General features: G+C 41.6%; 17 protein-coding genes and 1 pseudogene. 7 read left to right on the plus strand and 11 right to left on the minus strand.

The window, feature by feature from the left end:
- Positions 1-280 precede the first annotated feature (280 nt).
- Positions 281-817, plus strand: coding sequence for a serine O-acetyltransferase (locus N521_RS17920; protein ID WP_008348575.1), 537 nt, complete (start codon positions 281-283; stop codon positions 815-817).
- A 168-nt stretch (positions 818-985) separates the two neighbouring features.
- Here the strand turns inward: N521_RS17920 and N521_RS17925 are convergent, their stop codons facing one another.
- The 3 genes from N521_RS17925 to N521_RS17935 form a co-directional block, all read right to left on the minus strand.
- Positions 986-1,261 carry a hypothetical protein gene (locus tag N521_RS17925; protein WP_035392471.1) on the minus strand — a complete coding sequence of 92 codons (276 nt, stop codon included), beginning with the start codon at positions 1,259-1,261 and terminating at the stop codon, positions 986-988.
- Positions 1,262-1,324: 63 nt separating this feature from the next.
- Complete coding sequence (locus N521_RS17930) at positions 1,325-1,885, minus strand: GNAT family N-acetyltransferase (RefSeq protein WP_035392472.1); 561 nt, start codon at positions 1,883-1,885, stop codon at positions 1,325-1,327.
- 14 nt (positions 1,886-1,899) lie between these two features.
- On the minus strand, positions 1,900-2,766 hold the full coding sequence (locus tag N521_RS17935) for an AraC family transcriptional regulator (protein WP_035392474.1): 867 nt from the start codon (positions 2,764-2,766) through the stop codon (positions 1,900-1,902).
- A gap of 113 nt (positions 2,767-2,879) precedes the next feature.
- On the opposite strand from N521_RS17935, the gene N521_RS17940 reads away from it, so the two are divergent.
- A complete protein-coding gene (locus N521_RS17940) occupies positions 2,880-4,256 on the plus strand; it encodes an MATE family efflux transporter (RefSeq protein ID WP_019743129.1) in 1,377 nt (458 codons plus the stop codon).
- 245 nt (positions 4,257-4,501) lie between these two features.
- Here N521_RS17940 and N521_RS17945 read toward each other — a convergent pair whose 3' ends face one another.
- The 4 genes from N521_RS17945 to asnB all read right to left on the minus strand — a co-directional run bounded on the left by N521_RS17945 (position 4,502) and on the right by asnB (position 10,312).
- Complete coding sequence (locus tag N521_RS17945) at positions 4,502-5,341, minus strand: phytoene/squalene synthase family protein (RefSeq protein ID WP_017360206.1); 840 nt, start codon at positions 5,339-5,341, stop codon at positions 4,502-4,504.
- Positions 5,334-6,809 carry a phytoene desaturase family protein gene (locus N521_RS17950; protein WP_035392475.1) on the minus strand — a complete coding sequence of 492 codons (1,476 nt, stop codon included), beginning with the start codon at positions 6,807-6,809 and terminating at the stop codon, positions 5,334-5,336. The genes N521_RS17945 and N521_RS17950 overlap by 8 nt, the downstream gene beginning before the upstream one ends.
- Positions 6,806-8,323, minus strand: a complete 1,518-nt coding sequence (locus tag N521_RS17955; protein ID WP_035392477.1) for a phytoene desaturase family protein — start codon at positions 8,321-8,323, stop codon at positions 6,806-6,808. Before N521_RS17955 ends, N521_RS17950 begins: the two co-directional genes overlap by 4 nt.
- Positions 8,324-8,470: 147 nt before the next feature.
- Positions 8,471-10,312: an asparagine synthase (glutamine-hydrolyzing) gene (asnB, locus tag N521_RS17960; RefSeq protein ID WP_035392662.1), complete on the minus strand. Its 1,842-nt coding sequence runs from the start codon at positions 10,310-10,312 to the stop codon at positions 8,471-8,473.
- 156 nt (positions 10,313-10,468) lie between these two features.
- On the opposite strand from asnB, the gene N521_RS17965 reads away from it, so the two are divergent.
- On the plus strand, positions 10,469-10,996 hold the full coding sequence (locus tag N521_RS17965) for a DUF2777 family protein (RefSeq protein WP_035392478.1): 528 nt from the start codon (positions 10,469-10,471) through the stop codon (positions 10,994-10,996).
- Positions 10,997-11,034: 38 nt separating this feature from the next.
- On the opposite strand, the gene N521_RS17970 is transcribed toward N521_RS17965, so the two are convergent.
- The 4 genes and pseudogenes from N521_RS17970 to N521_RS20020 form a co-directional block, all read right to left on the minus strand.
- On the minus strand, positions 11,035-11,403 hold the full coding sequence (locus N521_RS17970; RefSeq protein ID WP_007499115.1) for a YisL family protein: 369 nt from the start codon (positions 11,401-11,403) through the stop codon (positions 11,035-11,037).
- Between the two features lie 91 nt (positions 11,404-11,494).
- Positions 11,495-12,400 carry a fumarylacetoacetate hydrolase family protein gene (locus N521_RS17975; RefSeq protein WP_035392480.1) on the minus strand — a complete coding sequence of 302 codons (906 nt, stop codon included), beginning with the start codon at positions 12,398-12,400 and terminating at the stop codon, positions 11,495-11,497.
- An 18-nt stretch (positions 12,401-12,418) separates the two neighbouring features.
- Positions 12,419-12,706: a hypothetical protein gene (locus N521_RS17980; protein ID WP_442852764.1), complete on the minus strand. Its 288-nt coding sequence runs from the start codon at positions 12,704-12,706 to the stop codon at positions 12,419-12,421.
- Positions 12,591-13,052, minus strand: a pseudogene (locus N521_RS20020) (CotG/ExsB N-terminal domain-containing protein); the annotation flags it as partial. The gene N521_RS17980 and the pseudogene N521_RS20020, both read right to left, overlap by 116 nt.
- 203 nt (positions 13,053-13,255) lie before the next feature.
- Here N521_RS20020 and N521_RS17985 point away from each other — a divergent pair.
- From N521_RS17985 to N521_RS18000, 4 genes are all read left to right on the plus strand, one after another.
- A complete protein-coding gene (locus N521_RS17985) occupies positions 13,256-14,350 on the plus strand; it encodes a CotH kinase family protein (protein ID WP_035392483.1) in 1,095 nt (364 codons plus the stop codon).
- Between the two features lie 122 nt (positions 14,351-14,472).
- On the plus strand, positions 14,473-14,634 hold the full coding sequence (locus tag N521_RS17990; protein ID WP_008348605.1) for an aspartyl-phosphate phosphatase Spo0E family protein: 162 nt from the start codon (positions 14,473-14,475) through the stop codon (positions 14,632-14,634).
- Between the two features lie 127 nt (positions 14,635-14,761).
- Positions 14,762-14,983 carry a spore germination protein gene (locus tag N521_RS17995; protein ID WP_003211745.1) on the plus strand — a complete coding sequence of 74 codons (222 nt, stop codon included), beginning with the start codon at positions 14,762-14,764 and terminating at the stop codon, positions 14,981-14,983.
- Positions 14,984-14,997: 14 nt separating this feature from the next.
- Positions 14,998-15,231 (plus strand): spore germination protein GerPB, encoded by a 234-nt coding sequence (locus N521_RS18000; RefSeq protein ID WP_035392485.1) that lies wholly within the window; start codon positions 14,998-15,000, stop codon positions 15,229-15,231.
- The last annotated feature ends 30 nt before the right edge of the window (positions 15,232-15,261 follow it).

Genomic DNA, 15,261 nt, shown 5'->3' on the forward strand with positions numbered 1-15,261 from the left:
TGAATGCTATATTCTCTTTTTAACGAGTAATTTCGTGTATTTTTTACAAACATCTACAGCCATAAGGGCGATGTAACGTTTGAGTATGAAAAATATTGAAAAAAATTACAAAACAATTCTCCTGGTTCTTTTGCTCTATGCGTTGTAGCTCCCTTGCTTGATACGCGACGGCCGAATGAAATGAATGCAGTAAAACAAAAAATGAACGTTATTTTATCTTGATATAAATGGTTATGATGGTATAATTTCTCTGAAACGAAAGGGAATCGAGGGAGATCTGATGATTTTAACGAAGCATGACCTTCACCACTACTTGGCACAAGATCAGAAAGCACTTGCCATCAATCGAAAAAGACCAAAGTGGCTTGGGGATGATATTTGGAAATATCAAAGATATTTACGAAAATATGAGTACTATACGAATAGCGGTGCTACGTTACGCAAATGGTTTTATCGTTACTTACATAAAAAGAAAGGCATGCAGCTTGGCTTTGATATCCCAATTGGTGTATTTGGACCTGGGCTCAGAATCAACCATACTGGGCTGTTGATTGTGAACAAGCACGCCAAAATCGGATCGTTTTGTGATATTCATCAAGGCGTGAATATCGGTCAAAACCATCATGAAAAAGATGTGCCCGTCATTGGAGATCATGTATGGATCGGCCCTGGCGCTAAACTGTTTGGAAATATTTATATTGCGAATCATATTTCCATCGGAGCAAATGCAGTAGTGAATCGCTCCTTTCATGAAGAGCGGATTGTCATTGCAGGTGTCCCTGCTCAAAAAATAAAAGAAAAAAGCCCTTCTTTATGAAGGACTTACTTGACCAAAGCAGTGAGCCACATGAGATAAAATAAGATGGATAAACATGAGGATCATCCTGCCCGAGCCCCATCACCATTTATCCTAAGATGCTTTGGCGCAATCAAACCATCAATCGGTAGCAACTTGAAGTGAAACAAATCGCCACAGCCGTACTCTCTAATTTGCGTTGGAGTACCCGAAGACCAGCATGAGAAAGTACAAGACAAAGACGAGGATGGCAATCGCATAGATGAAAATGGACACAATCAGTACTGTCCAGCCCAACCCTTTTCTTCCTGTTTGAATGAGATATATTCCAAGTGTGAAGAGCCCGAGTAAAAGACCTAAGATAGCCCATAACCATTTATTTTTCCCGTGTTTTGGTGCATCAACGAATAGGTAGATTGCGACTAAGATGGATACAAACCAACCTGTAATCCATTTCACATTCATCCGCCACCCTTCTTTTTCAATTTATTGAATCTTACTATACTTTTTTCCTAATCTTAAAAACAACTATTCAAATGAATGATTCGGAAGGCTTTGCCATTCTTCTCTCAGCATCCCATACCGCATCGAATCATAATATTCCCCTTGATAGTAACGAACCTTACGCAGTCTTCCCTCAAGGATAAACCCGCATTTCTCTGCGCAACGCATCATGCGTTCATTTCCAGACCAGGTGGTCAGACCGATGCGTGGAATATCAATGTGTGAAAAGAGTTCATCGATCCATAGACGCAATGCCTTCGTTCCAACGCCCCCATTCCAAAAACGTGAGTCATAAATAAGAATCCCACACTCCAGCCAACGTGTGCGCTCATTCTCCCAATAATAAGAAACTGTGCCCTTTAATTCACCTCCGACATCAATGCCAAATAGTTTTGGCAGGACAGAATCATCCTGTAAATAGCGTTTTTTAAATGCAGCAAGCGATATGTCATGTTCAATAAAATACGGAGCATTCCACTTTCGATAGGCCTGATCTGGTGCTTTAAACCTTAAATGCCATACCACTTCTAAATCGGTTTCGTCTAATGGACGTATGCTCACAATCTCTTCTTTTTTTCCTTTCATCTGTTCACGTTCCTTTACTTTGTCGTTCTTTTAGCAAGATGACGATACTCGATAGGCGTCATGCCTTCATTTTGCCGAAACAGCTTTGAAAAATACGTTGGGTCATCAATGCCTACATGTTCTGCAATGAGAGCTATTTTTTCATTCGTTGAAGCAAGCAGGCTTTTGGCTTTTTCAATTTTGAGTCGATTGATGTACTGGCTCGGCGTCAGTCCGTACACGGTCTGCATGCACCTTGTCATGTAATCAGGATGATAATGAAGAATCTCTGCCAGCTTCTCCATCTGTAATTTTTGTGTAAAATGACGTTCAAGATAGTGAACCACTTCTGAAGCGACAGTCTCCTTTGCACTTGGAATATGAAATGCTTCTTTTTGTAAATGAATGAGCATTTCCTCAAATTGAAGCTGCTTTTTGAGCTGAAGTTCAGACGCATCATCATTTAAAGCGCGCATCGCTGAAAGATGCTTCTGTAGCACGCTTTCCCCTTTCACTTTTCCTTTTCGGGGCAGACGAAATTCATAGCTTGCTGCTTTTTCAAAAGTGGCTTGATTTTGCTTCATGTCAAACCAGTGTTCTCTCGGCCGATCTGTAAACTCAAATGAATCAATTGAAAAATGCAGCCACTCATAAAGTGTTTCTTCTTTGCATGGCAGATGTCCACCATGGGCAAGTCCCGGTGATAAGATGATATATTCTCCTTCTTTTACGTGATGAGGCACCTCGTCTTCTGTGATCCACAGTTCACCTTTCGTGACATAAAGAAGATCAAATACGGTGAAAATTCTGGAGATATGTCGTTCTCCTGGGTGGAATACACCTTTGCCTGAAGCAATATAGACTGGAAATGGCGGTACAGTAAATGTAATAAACGGACCCATATTCATCCCCTTATGAAGTCGGATTTCTCCAATAAGTTTCGGTTTCATCTCTTCTTATTATAGTCGATGCAAGGTACACTATAAATCGGATTTATACGAAAGAAGGTGATGTGATGAAACCACAAGCACTGACAATACAAAAGGTTCAAGCCAAAAGTGAAAAATCCCACCCTTCATTATTTGCATTAACTTGGCCTATTTTTATCGAAATCTCTTTATATATGCTGATGGGGAGCGCAGATACACTGATGCTCAGCCAGTATTCTGACAATAGTGTTGCCGCAGTAGGGGTAAGCAATCAGCTATTAAATCTATTGATTGTGATGTTCAGCTTCATTACGACTGGGACGACGATTGTCATTGCGCAGCTTTTAGGAGCGAGCCGCAAGCAGGAAGCGACCCAAGTTGCCTATGTATCACTAGGCACCAACTTCCTCATTAGCTTTGTGATCAGTCTTCTTATGTTTGTGTTAGCTGTGCCTATCCTGCATATGATGGGATTATCAAGCGAGCTCATGCCAGATGCAACCGTCTTTTTACAGATTGTCGGCCTGCTTTCTTTTATTCAGGCGCTCATTATGACCTATAGTGCTATTTTAAAAAGCTATGGATTCACGAGAGATACGATGTATGTCACCATCGGTATGAATCTGTTAAATGTTGCTGGTAATTATTTGGTGATCTTCGGACCATTTGGCTTCCCTGTATTAGGTGTCATGGGTGTCGCTCTTTCCACATCATTTGCACGGTTGATCGGTCTTACAGCCATGATACTCATTGTTCGACACCGCATTGGATTGCGGTTTTCATTCAAGCGAATGTTTTACATCCAGCGAACGCATTTAAAAAAACTGCTAAAAATCGGCATTCCTTCTGCTGGAGAACAACTTTCTTATAATGGCTCGCAAATGATTATTACGCTGTTTATCACATTTATGGGCACGCAAGCACTGGCAGCAAAAGTCTATACCCAGAATTTGATGATGTTCATTATGTTATTTGGTGCTGCCATTAGCCAAGGAACACAAATCTTAATTGGGCGCCTGATCGGGGCGAAAGAATTTGATGCGGCCTATCGAAGATGCATGAAAAGCTTATACTGGGCCATTGCCATCTCGCTTCTTTCTTCTACTGCTTTATCTTTATCATCGACGCATTTACTTACTTTTTTCACTAGCAACAGTGAGATCATTCAAATAGCGAGTCTCCTCCTCATATTGACGATTATTTTAGAGCCTGGACGTTCTTTTAATATGGTCATCATCAACTCCTTGCGGGCAGCTGGTGACGCGAAGTTTCCAGTCTATATGGCGATGATTTCAATGTGGGGCATCGGCCTTCCGATCGCTTATTTATTAGGCATTCAACTTGAAATGGGCCTTATCGGGGTTTGGATTTCTTTTATCGTGGATGAATGGGTAAGAGGTATCTTCATGTATAGGCGGTGGCGTTCAAGGGTGTGGACGGAGTATCGATTTACTTCCACATAAAAAAGACTGCGGGTGCAGTCCTTTCATATTGTTGACAAAGGGCTAAAATGAACTTTATTTTACCCCTTTGTCTTCTTTTCAGCGTGATAGAAAACCTTTGCAGCCCTAGGAAGGACGAGCATCGGCGCGGAGCGAATTTGACATTCGTGAGCACCGAAGCGCAGGACTGACACCGAATGCGAGGGTTTGTCTACACGCTGAAAGGGCTAAAACGAACTTTATTTTACCCCTTTGTCTTCTTTTCATTACGTAATATCTTCTAAAATAAGTGCTTTTTCTTGTGTTGAAATATATGACCGCTTCGTAAAGACGCGGTATTCGTTTTCTCTAGTTTTATCTAAAATAGCCTTATAAAAGTGAGCAGCTGCTTTCACCGGTATCCTTGAATAAAGTGGGAATTCATGTAGATGGTCAAAAAATTCCTCATAGTACGCCTCTGCCTCAAACGCAATATATTCCCATACATGCTGGAAGGCTTGATTGACGATCCCTTCTTGTAATTCTTGCTCTGTATACCCAAATTGATCCATGACTTGTTTTGGCAAATAAATGCGGTTCCTTTCCGCCTTATCCTCACCAATGTCTCGAAGAATATTGGTCAACTGCATGCCAATCCCAAGGGAAATCGCGGCTTCTTTTAGCTGTTCTTTTTTACGCGGTGCAATGATCGGAAGCAGCATTAATCCAACTGTACTTGCGACATGATAGGAATAAATGAGCAGTTCATCTAACGTTTCATACCGGTGCTGCTCTAAATCCATCTCCTGTCCACGCAGCAGGTCACGGAATGGGGATTCATCCATACGAAACTGTTGAAATGTATACTCCAGCGCCACCCACATTGGATCATCACGATCTACTTCTCCTTGCAAGAAACGATCAAATGCCTCCTGAAAAGACGCCAGTTCTTCCTTTGGTGAAGGAGACTCATCTACAATGTCATCCGCTCTCCTACAAAAGGAATAAACAGCCCAAACAGCCTGTCTTTTCTTTTTAGGCAGCATGGAAAAGGCACGATAAAACGTTTTTGAATGGGTTTGAATGGTCTCTTCACATATTTTCAATGCTGTTTGCACATCAACCACTTAGCTTCACTTCCTTTCTGTTGTTCAGCTCTTTAAGCAGTACAGAAGCCATGAGCTTTGCACTTTGCATCACGATCGGTACCCCGCCGCCGGGATGGATGGAAGCACCTACCGCATATAGATTGTCTACATCTGCAACCTTTACTTGCGGGCGAAACACACCTGATTGAAACAAATTAGGAGCGAGTCCAAAGCTGCCGCCTTCAAACAATCCTTCTCGCATTGAATCATTCGGTGTTCTCACCTTATGCCAGACAACCGCCTCTCGCAGCTGTGGAAAGCCTCTTTTTTCAAGACGCTCCACCATTTTATCCACAAAGTCTGTCTCTTGTTCCCAGTTGATGTGATCTCCTGATGGAACAGGAATGAGCATATATAGGACACTGCTGCCTTCTGGGGCAAGGGATGGATCGATGGTCGATGGATTAAACGTATAAAATGATGGATCTTGAGGTATCGTTTTCGTTTGGAACACCTCTCTCATATGCTGATCAAAGTGTTCTCCCATGAAAAATTGATGAACAGGTGCTTCATCGTATACTTTGTTTAACCCTAGATACACCATCACGCAGCCGGAGGATGGAACGTATTTACGCCGGTCTTGTTCACCTAAACCAAGCTGTTTTAACGCCGCTGGATAATCTCCGTTCATCACAAATGCATCAGCTGCTATGTGCTCATCATTTATTTTTGCCTTGACCACACGTCTCCCCTCAAACTCAAATTGTGCGACTTCTTCACTTTTTCTTATGTGTACACCCGTCTTTAAGAGCTGTCTCTCCAATATATCTACTAAACTCGCATATCCGCCTTTTAAATAGTAAATTCCGTGTGCGTGCTCACTATATGAAACAAGCGAATAAATGGCAGATGCTTCATACGGATTTCCTCCGACATAGAGGGTTTGAAGTGCATATGCAGCTCGGAGGCGCTCATCTGAAAAATATTTTTTGAGAGAACTTTGAACGGTTCGATATGCTTTTAATTTCATTAAAATCTTCATGTTCGCTTTTGTAAAAAAGGTTCGTTTTTCATGAAATGATTTTTCTAGAAAAGCTTCCTGCCCTTCTTGAAACCGATCCGTCATTTCTTGCATAAATGTTAAATATCCCTGTTCTTCCTTTGGAAATACACGTTTGATTTCTTCTAGTTGTCGCCGTGTATCAGAGTATTTCGTATAGGAGGTTCCATCTTGATAGTGGATCGTATACAGCGGATCGAGCTGCAAGAGTTCAAGAGATGTTTCATCAATGCCTACGTCATGTAAAATGCCTTTTAACATATCAGGAAGTAGGACAATGGTCGGACCTTCATCTACTTTATATCCTTTCTCACGTACAAAAGCAAGTCTCCCGCCGAGCCGTTCATTTTTTTCAACAAGGGTGACATCATGTCCAGCTTTTTTTAAATAGAGGGCTGAGATCATTCCGCCAATACCGCCGCCAGCAATCAATATATGTTTTTTCATGAGGCGCTCCCCTTTTCTTGATGTGGCACTCTTTTGTGCGTATGTTTCTCTTTTGCCAGAATCGCATTTGTCGTAATACGCGCTGATTCTAAAATGGTTGGCAATCCACTGCCTGGGTGGGTTCCTCCACCAACGAGCCAGCAGTGTTTCAACTCATCAAATTCATTATGCGGCCTGAGTACCATCATCTGCGTCAACTGATGACCCAGATTAAATGTAGCTCCTTCATATACATACAGCTCTTCTTCCCAATGCTTCGGCGTGATCATCCGCTCGACTTCAATATGCTGCCTGATATTCTTAAAGCCCGTTTTCCGCTCCAGTGTATCCAGCACAAGCTCTCTAAATTCTTCTTGATGCGCTTCCCAGTCAATACCGCTTTGATTATTGGCAACGGGTGCTAACACATAAAGAGCGGACTTGCCTTTTGGCGCAAGCGAATCATCTGTCACACTTGCATTTTGAATATAAATGGACGGATCATCCGGCAGCTCAAAGGTTTTCGTAATCTCTTTGACGAACTTCGCATAGTCATCGGAAAAAACGATGGTATGATGCGGCTCATCATATATCGTATCTAAACCTAGGTACAGCATAAAGGTGGAGCATGAGAATTTTTTCTTTTTCAGTTTCTTCTCGCTATATTTCTTTAAAAGACCCGGCTCTACAAGCTTTGTCATCACGTGTGCAAAATCACCATTTACGACGACCTCATCTGCCTGTATTTCTTCACCGGTTTCTAAGCGAATGCCCTTCACTTTCCTGCCTTCCGTCAGCAACTTCTCAACTCCAGTTGATAGATGAAGGGTAGCCCCAGATTCAACAGCTGCCTTTGCCATCGCTTCTGACAGCTGATTCACTCCGCCTTTTGGATGATAAACGCCTGTGTCATGCTCCATAAAGGAAAGAATTGAGAACGCTCCTGGGCATTCCCAAGGTGACATCCCTAAATATTTTGATTGGAATGTAAAGGCATATTTCACTGATTCATTTGAGAAATAATCCGACAGCACATCATATAAGCTTTTATTTAATGAGAGCTGAGGAAGTGCTTTGATGACCTTTGGACGCAAATAATGATGGAAACGATCCATTTTACTTTGTAGAATCGGCGTTAGGCGGTCCATTTTTCGTTTTGTATCATTCATAAAACGTACATACCCCTCGCCCTCACCAGGTGCAAAGGCTTCTAGCCGTTTGTACATTTCGTCTCGATCTCGAATCATATCAAGCTTCTCATCTTGAAAGATTAACCTATACATTTCTTTTAATTCAATCACATCTATATAATCATAGAGATTTTTACCGGCAAAGGTGAATAGTTCCTCTGCAATATGAATCATACTGAGAAAAGTAGGACCTGTATCAAACGTGAAATCACCAAGTTGAAACTTAGAGTTACGTCCGCCAACAAAGGACTGTTTTTCATATATATGAACATCATGTCCTTTGCTTTGCAACATCATAGCTGCTGCAAGTCCCCCTGGTCCTGCTCCGATCACAATGATTTTCATTATCCTTTTTCCTCCAAATTAATTCACTTTAAGTTAATTATACAAATTGAAGCGGTTAGATCAACTTTTGATGTGCTCTAAAAGTCTCATGTTATGTAGCAAAAAAGCCGACTTCCTTTCAACAAGTGCAAGAAAGCCGACCCTTTGTTATGCTTCTATATCAATTCGATATGTTTCAAACCAATGATGAATCTGTGCCAAATGGGCAATGAGCTGTGGGCCTTTCATTAACTGACCATACCAAGGAACCTGGAAAGAAGCCCCTTCCGTTTCAATCAGCTGTTTTAATTGATGTGGATCTAAAAATTCATGAAGCACAGAATCCTTTTGCGCGAGACAATCTGTTAACATCTCTTTTACCGCCTGAGTATAAGCAGGATGATGTGTTTTCGGATAAGGGCTCTTCTTGCGATAAAGCACTTCATTCGGTAAAATTCCCTCTAATGCTTTTCTCAAAACCCCTTTTTCCCGATTTCCATACATTTTCATTTCCCAAGGAATATTCCATACATACTCAACAAGACGATGATCTGCGAATGGTACACGTACCTCAAGGCTCGCACCCATGCTCATACGATCTTTTCGATCCAGCAGTGTTGTCATAAACCAAATCATATTTAAGTAAAAAAGTTCTCTTCGGGCTTTATCTACTCCGGTTTCTCCATCTAAAAGAGGGGTTTCTGCCACGGTTTCTTCATATTTGCTTTGCGCATATTCCTTCAGTGATAATTTCTTTTGCCATGAGTCTTGAAGAAGCTGAATGCGTGCTTCCGTTGATCTCATCCACGGGAACCCATTGGTTTCGCTTGCCATGTGAAACCATGGGTAACCTCCAAAAATCTCATCTGCACATTCACCTGATAAACCGACAACAAAATCCTTTTTAATTTCTCGGCAGAACCATAGTAAGGAAGAATCAATATCTGCCATCCCCGGCAAATCTCGCACTTCAACCGCTTCTTTCAAATAAGAAGCCAGCTCTTTTTGCCCGATGATACAGCTGTGATGATTCGTTTGAAACGCTTTGGTCATTCGATCAATCCACGGCCCGTCAGCATTGGGCTGAAATTGACTTGCTTCAAAGAATTGATCATTTCCGTCGTAATCAACGGAATACGTATGCAGCGGGGCTTTCCCTATTTTCTCAAAGTGCTTGGCGGCAATGGCTGTAATGGCACTAGAATCCACGCCGCCAGATAAAAACGTACATACAGGCACATCAGAGACGAGCTGTCTTGTAACGGCATCCGTAAAAAGTTCCTTCACGTGCTGAGCGGTGTCATCAAGCGAATCTGTATGTGGCTTACTTTTGACATTCCAGTACCTCCACACACGCAAACCATCTTTTGAGAAGGTTAAAGCATGAGCAGGTCTCAGCTCTTTCACCCCTTTAAATACGCCTTGCCCTGGTGTTCTAGACGGCCCTAGGCCAAAAATTTCTGATAAGCCTTCATGATCGACTTTGGCTTTCATCTCAGGATGAGCCAGAAGTGCTTTGATTTCTGAGCCAAACAAAAAGGAATGATGACGTTCTGTATAGAAAAATGGCTTGACACCGAGCCGGTCTCTCGCTGCAAATAATAATTCACGCTCACTATCCCAAATGACAAATGCAAAAATTCCATTAAAATGGGTCACACACTCTTCCTTCCATTCTGTATAGGCGTGAAGAAGAACCTCTGTATCAGAATGCCCAAGAAAGCGGTGCCCCCTTTTGAATAATTCTTTTCGTATATCCTCTGTGTTATAGAGTTCTCCATTGTATACCACCGTATAATCATGGTGTTGATGGGTATATGTCATCGGCTGCTTTCCGCCTTCAACATCGACAACGGCTAACCGTTTATGGCCGAAAAGAACGTGCTCACTTTTCCACGTATTTGTATCATCCGGCCCTCGTTTAGATAATGTATCTGTCATTTGATTGATTACATGATCCTGTTGGATGAGCTGCTTTTTAAAGTCTGCCCAGCCTGTTATTCCACACATCATCATCAGCTCCCATCCGTTTTTCATCAAGTGTTCTCATTTAGCCTTTCTTAGTTTATGCATCGTCTCCTTGATAGTTGATTTGTCCTTTTTTCCTCCTGTGTATAGGACAAGCTTCATTTGGTAAGAAAAGAAAGAGGAAAGGAGGTTTTGCGAATGGAGAACCGCATGACCTATCTTCAGCAAAACCACCCAAAATGGTGTAACGGGTACTTACTGATGGAAAACGGTCATTGTCTGATTGAAGACGAAGAAGGAGACATCATGATGCCTGAAAGCCTTCAAAGTTCTATGATCTGTTTGAAAGAAAAGGATCGATGGACAAAAGGAGAATTGCTCGGGTCTGTCGTTCTTTGTGATAATGGGAAGTTGATGGAGGTAAAAGGCGGTGAACGCATTCAATATACAGCGTCTCTTTCTAAAGGGTGGCTTGATTTGCTTATGTTCGTACCAGAAAGCGTCTTTTATCAGATCATTGACCATGTAGAACAGCTTGGCTTTTCCGTCTATGATTGTGTCTTCTCTTCCTTCCATCCTTCTCATCGCGTGTCTTTTTTTCAGTTTTCAGGAGACATGCAATCACTTGCCCTTCAATGCCACCATCATTCGGGTACAAATCAAGTTCAATTGGAATGGACGACATCTGACGGTCACCGGCTGATGTCTCAGTTTGATCTCACATAAAAAGGGCACTGCTTTTGATAAGCAATGCCCTTTTTATCTTAAAAGATATGGAAACCGATCGGCAGACGTAAGCCGAGAAGAATGGTCACAATAGCAACCACGATAAAACCAATGAATACACCCGTCACCGATTTTCCTTTTTTCTTGCGTACCAGGACCATTTCCATGAAACCAATCACAAGAATACCAAGTATCATTTTTCCAACATACTCGCCCCCGTAACCCGGGATTTTCATTCCTGTGCGAACATACAGCTCTACACCCGTTGCAATAATAATCAAGTAAAATAGGCGTACGATCATATGCACAATTTTAGCGCCTTTATCGTTTTTACCTGCTAATGCAAAGGCAACGAAAAATAGAATAATACCTAGCACCCACGCTGTAATATGTAAATGTGTTCCCATTTGTGATTTCCCCCTTTATCAGAACAATTACCTTCTCATCGTACCACGAAATAAGTCGAACACAAAGCGACAATCCTGTGTCAACACGCCTTTATTTGACGCGATTTGATAACGTCCCAATTGGTTCAATTGTTACTTCAACCTGATCGCCTGAGGCTAAAAATTTTGGCGGTTCAAAACCTTTGCCGACTCCAGAAGGTGTACCTGTTGCAATGATGTCTCCCGCTTCCAGCGTCATCCCTTTTGAAAGAGTTGACACAATGTCTTCAATTGGGAAGATCATTAATTCCGTACTGGCAGACTGACGAACCTCTCCGTTTACCTTTGTTTCCACATGGAGTGCTCCATGATCCTCAATCACTGACTTGTGAACGATATAAGGTCCCATTGGACAAGTTGTATCTAAGCTTTTTCCGATGAAAAATTGTTTGTGTTTTTTCTGCAAATCTCTTGCCGTTATATCGTTTAAAATGGTGTAACCGAAAATGTAATCGTGGACCTCTTCAGGAGCAATATTCTTTCCTGTTTTGCCAATGACAATGGCAAGCTCCCCTTCGTAATCCAATTCACTTGTCACATCTTCATGTAGAAGAATGTCCGCTTCATGCCCTACAACAGAGGTAGGCGCCTTTGTAAAGATCATCACGTCTTTAGGAATATCTGCCGCACTTCCCATTTCCATGACGTGATCTTGATAGTTTTTCCCAACACACATGATGTTTTTCGTTGGTTTTGGAATCGGTGCATGGAGTGTCACGTCCAAAAGCGGATAGACATAAGAGCCGCGGTCTTCTTCTTTTTTCTCCGCCCAATCAAGAAGCTGTTTGACGTGTTCGACAAACTTGTCCCCCATGTTGATGCATTCAAATAAAGAGTTTGGCAATGTTTCTAGCTCAAATAGTTTTGCTTCTGCCTTTTTGACGTCCATCACCCATTCATCATCAATGACGACCCCGATAAACAATCTGTTATGTATCTCACCTGTAAAAAACTTCATGTTTTCCCCTCACAATCTTCATTTCACTACATTATGATGTCTCATTTTTATTTCTCTACGAAATAAAAAAAACCCTTTTTTATCATACTCTCTTTTAAAAAGGGTTTCAAAAATGAAGACCTGACATTTAGCGGTAGCGTCGATACTCCCACATATTCCCTTGATCCCATTTACGATCAACATTTCCTTGATGGCGGGAATGATGTTTTTTCTTCCCGCATCTTCGGCAAGAGTGACTCCGTTTATGGTGATGAGAACGTTTAGATCGATGGCTGCGGTGTGATTTGCGGCAGCTTTTCTTATGATGTGATCTGTGTTTGCTGCGGCATGATTTTTTTGGTTCACTCTTTTTGCTACGGCAAGACTTTTTGCTTTTATACGACTTTTTACTTTTGCATGGTTTCTCGCTCTTTACACTTTTCTTTGAGCAGCGACTTTTTTTAGAGCGATAGCTTTTATGGCTTTTTTTGCTGCGATGTGACTTACGGCAGCCTCCCCCACCAAAGAACCAGTGACGGCGATTTGAATGACGAGAACGAGATGATTTGTGCGAATGTCCCGATTCAGGTTCACGATCTAAGTGATGATCACGCCCCTCACTTCGAAGTGAATCAACTGCATGTTCAATATGCGAATGATCAAATGTGCTCACGAACAATTCCCCTCCCAATCTGTGCTCTGACAAAACAAACAGACAAAGCTGTTTATCTTCTCTGCTTTATGTTACGAGACTCGATAGACAAGTGTTCTTGGCGAATGCCTCTTTCTTAGAAAACTCCATGAATACCTACCAGCAGGTACAGGACATTCCTTCATTTTCATATAGTGGAGGAGATATAGGAGGGTGATGAACGCATGGACACAGAACCTTTAAAACAACTGGATATCTGGATTCATCCAAAAGATCTCATGGATTTAAAAAAGGACGTATGGAACGATGAACCCGTCGAGGCCATTCTGAAAACCGGCCAAACGAAGTCACATATTTATGCCTCATACCGAGGATCACACATCCGAAAGCTCAAGAAAAAATCCTATCAAATTGAATATCGAAAACCAAAGCAAAGACAGGGCGAATCCCTTTTTCACTTAAATGCAGAGTACAATGATCCTTCTTTCATTCGCAACAGGCTGTCTTTTTATTTCTTTGAACAAATGGGTGTGTTCAGCCCGTCCGCTTCTCATGTGTTTCTGACCATTAATGGAAGAAAAGAAGGCATATATTTAAAAATAGAATCTGTAGATGAGCTGTTCCTCCAAAAACGACAGCTGCATGGTGGCGGCATTTATTATGCTGTAGATGATGACGCCAATTTCTCTCTTTTAAGTTCATTTGATAAAAAGCCAAAAAAACATCTTCTTCTCGGTTATGAGAAAAAAACGGGAACTCCTGAACACGACAAGCAGCTGAGTGAATTTATTTACTTTTTGAACACCGCAAGGGACGACACGTTTGCAAATAAGATTGAGCAGTATCTTGATGTGACACAATATTTCCGCTGGCTCATTGGTGTCGTGTGTACCCAAAATTTTGATGGCTTTGTTCATAACTATGCCCTTTATGTGAATGATCAAGGAAGGTTTCAAGTAATGCCTTGGGATTATGATGCGACTTGGGGTCGTGATATTCACGGAGAAGAAATGGCGTTTGATTATATTCCAGTCAGCGGTTTCAATACATTAACCGCTAGATTACTAGACATCCCTGCATTTAAAATAGACTATTATACCCTTTTCCAGCACGTACTAGATACACATTTTTTAGAAAAACGGCTTCTCCCCATCATTGAGACATGGCATGCTTCGATTGAGCAGCGAATTGGAGATGATCCATATACGAAAAACCGACAAGACATGCTGCGTTCAGAGCGAGAATTAATCCGACAGTATATCAACAAAAGACGACGTTATTTACAAACTGAGATTAAAAAAGAGACATCGCGCCTGTAAAGACACTTTCGAATTTTGTCACTTTAGTTCTCATATTGACGAAAGAGCTTTTTTTATAGAAAAATAGGGTATACTAACCATATCCTTCTATTTGATAAAAAATGTGAGAGTTGGCGTCCGTTATGATCAATTATGAAATTGAACAAAAAAGATTACATTTGATTGAGACCGCAAAAAAATTCGGAATGAATGCCGAAGAAACCATCAGGTGCAGTCAAGAGCTTGACACACTCTTAAATAAAGGCATCAAAACCACCTCTAAAGAATGCTCGAATAAAGGGTAAACCATACACTTCATTCCTCTCATCAAAGTTCTTCAAAAAGACAATCACATATTAAAAGACCCATCATAAGCTATGGTGAAACGCCCAAAAACGAAGTGCCCTATTTTTCTAAAGGATGTGCACCGCTATGCCGGCTATTGTTGGAGCCTTTAAAGTAAATGCCGTCGGAACGAGCGGAGTCGTTCATGTTGGAGACTGCATCACCATTTCTCCAAATAGTCAGGTTAAAACGTTTGCCGGCGCAGGCAGTTTTAACACTGGTGATCAATTACGCATTAGCAACTATAAAAGTGTGACAAATACGTATGATAGTGATGTCATTGATCAACCGCTTGTTGGTAACTTGTAAGGAGTGAGAATCCGTTGAACTTCTATATTAATCAAGCGATACAAATTAATTACTTACGTGTGGAGTCTGTGAGTAACTCATCCGTTCTGCAAATCGGAAGTGCTGGATCAATCAAGGCACTCTCCAATCTGTATAACACTGGAAGCTACGTAGAGTCAGCACCTGCCGCAGCAGGCACACAAGGAATTGAAGAGTCTCAGGGCGCAAGCACGGCACCTTTTGTACCGCTTCAGTCACCAACAACATAAGTTCATCTGCAATCCCCGGAGGTGTATGCA

It is taken from the genome of Bacillus sp. UNC125MFCrub1.1 (genome assembly GCF_000701305.1).
Classification (GTDB): Bacteria; Bacillota; Bacilli; order Bacillales; family Bacillaceae; genus Bacillus; species Bacillus altitudinis.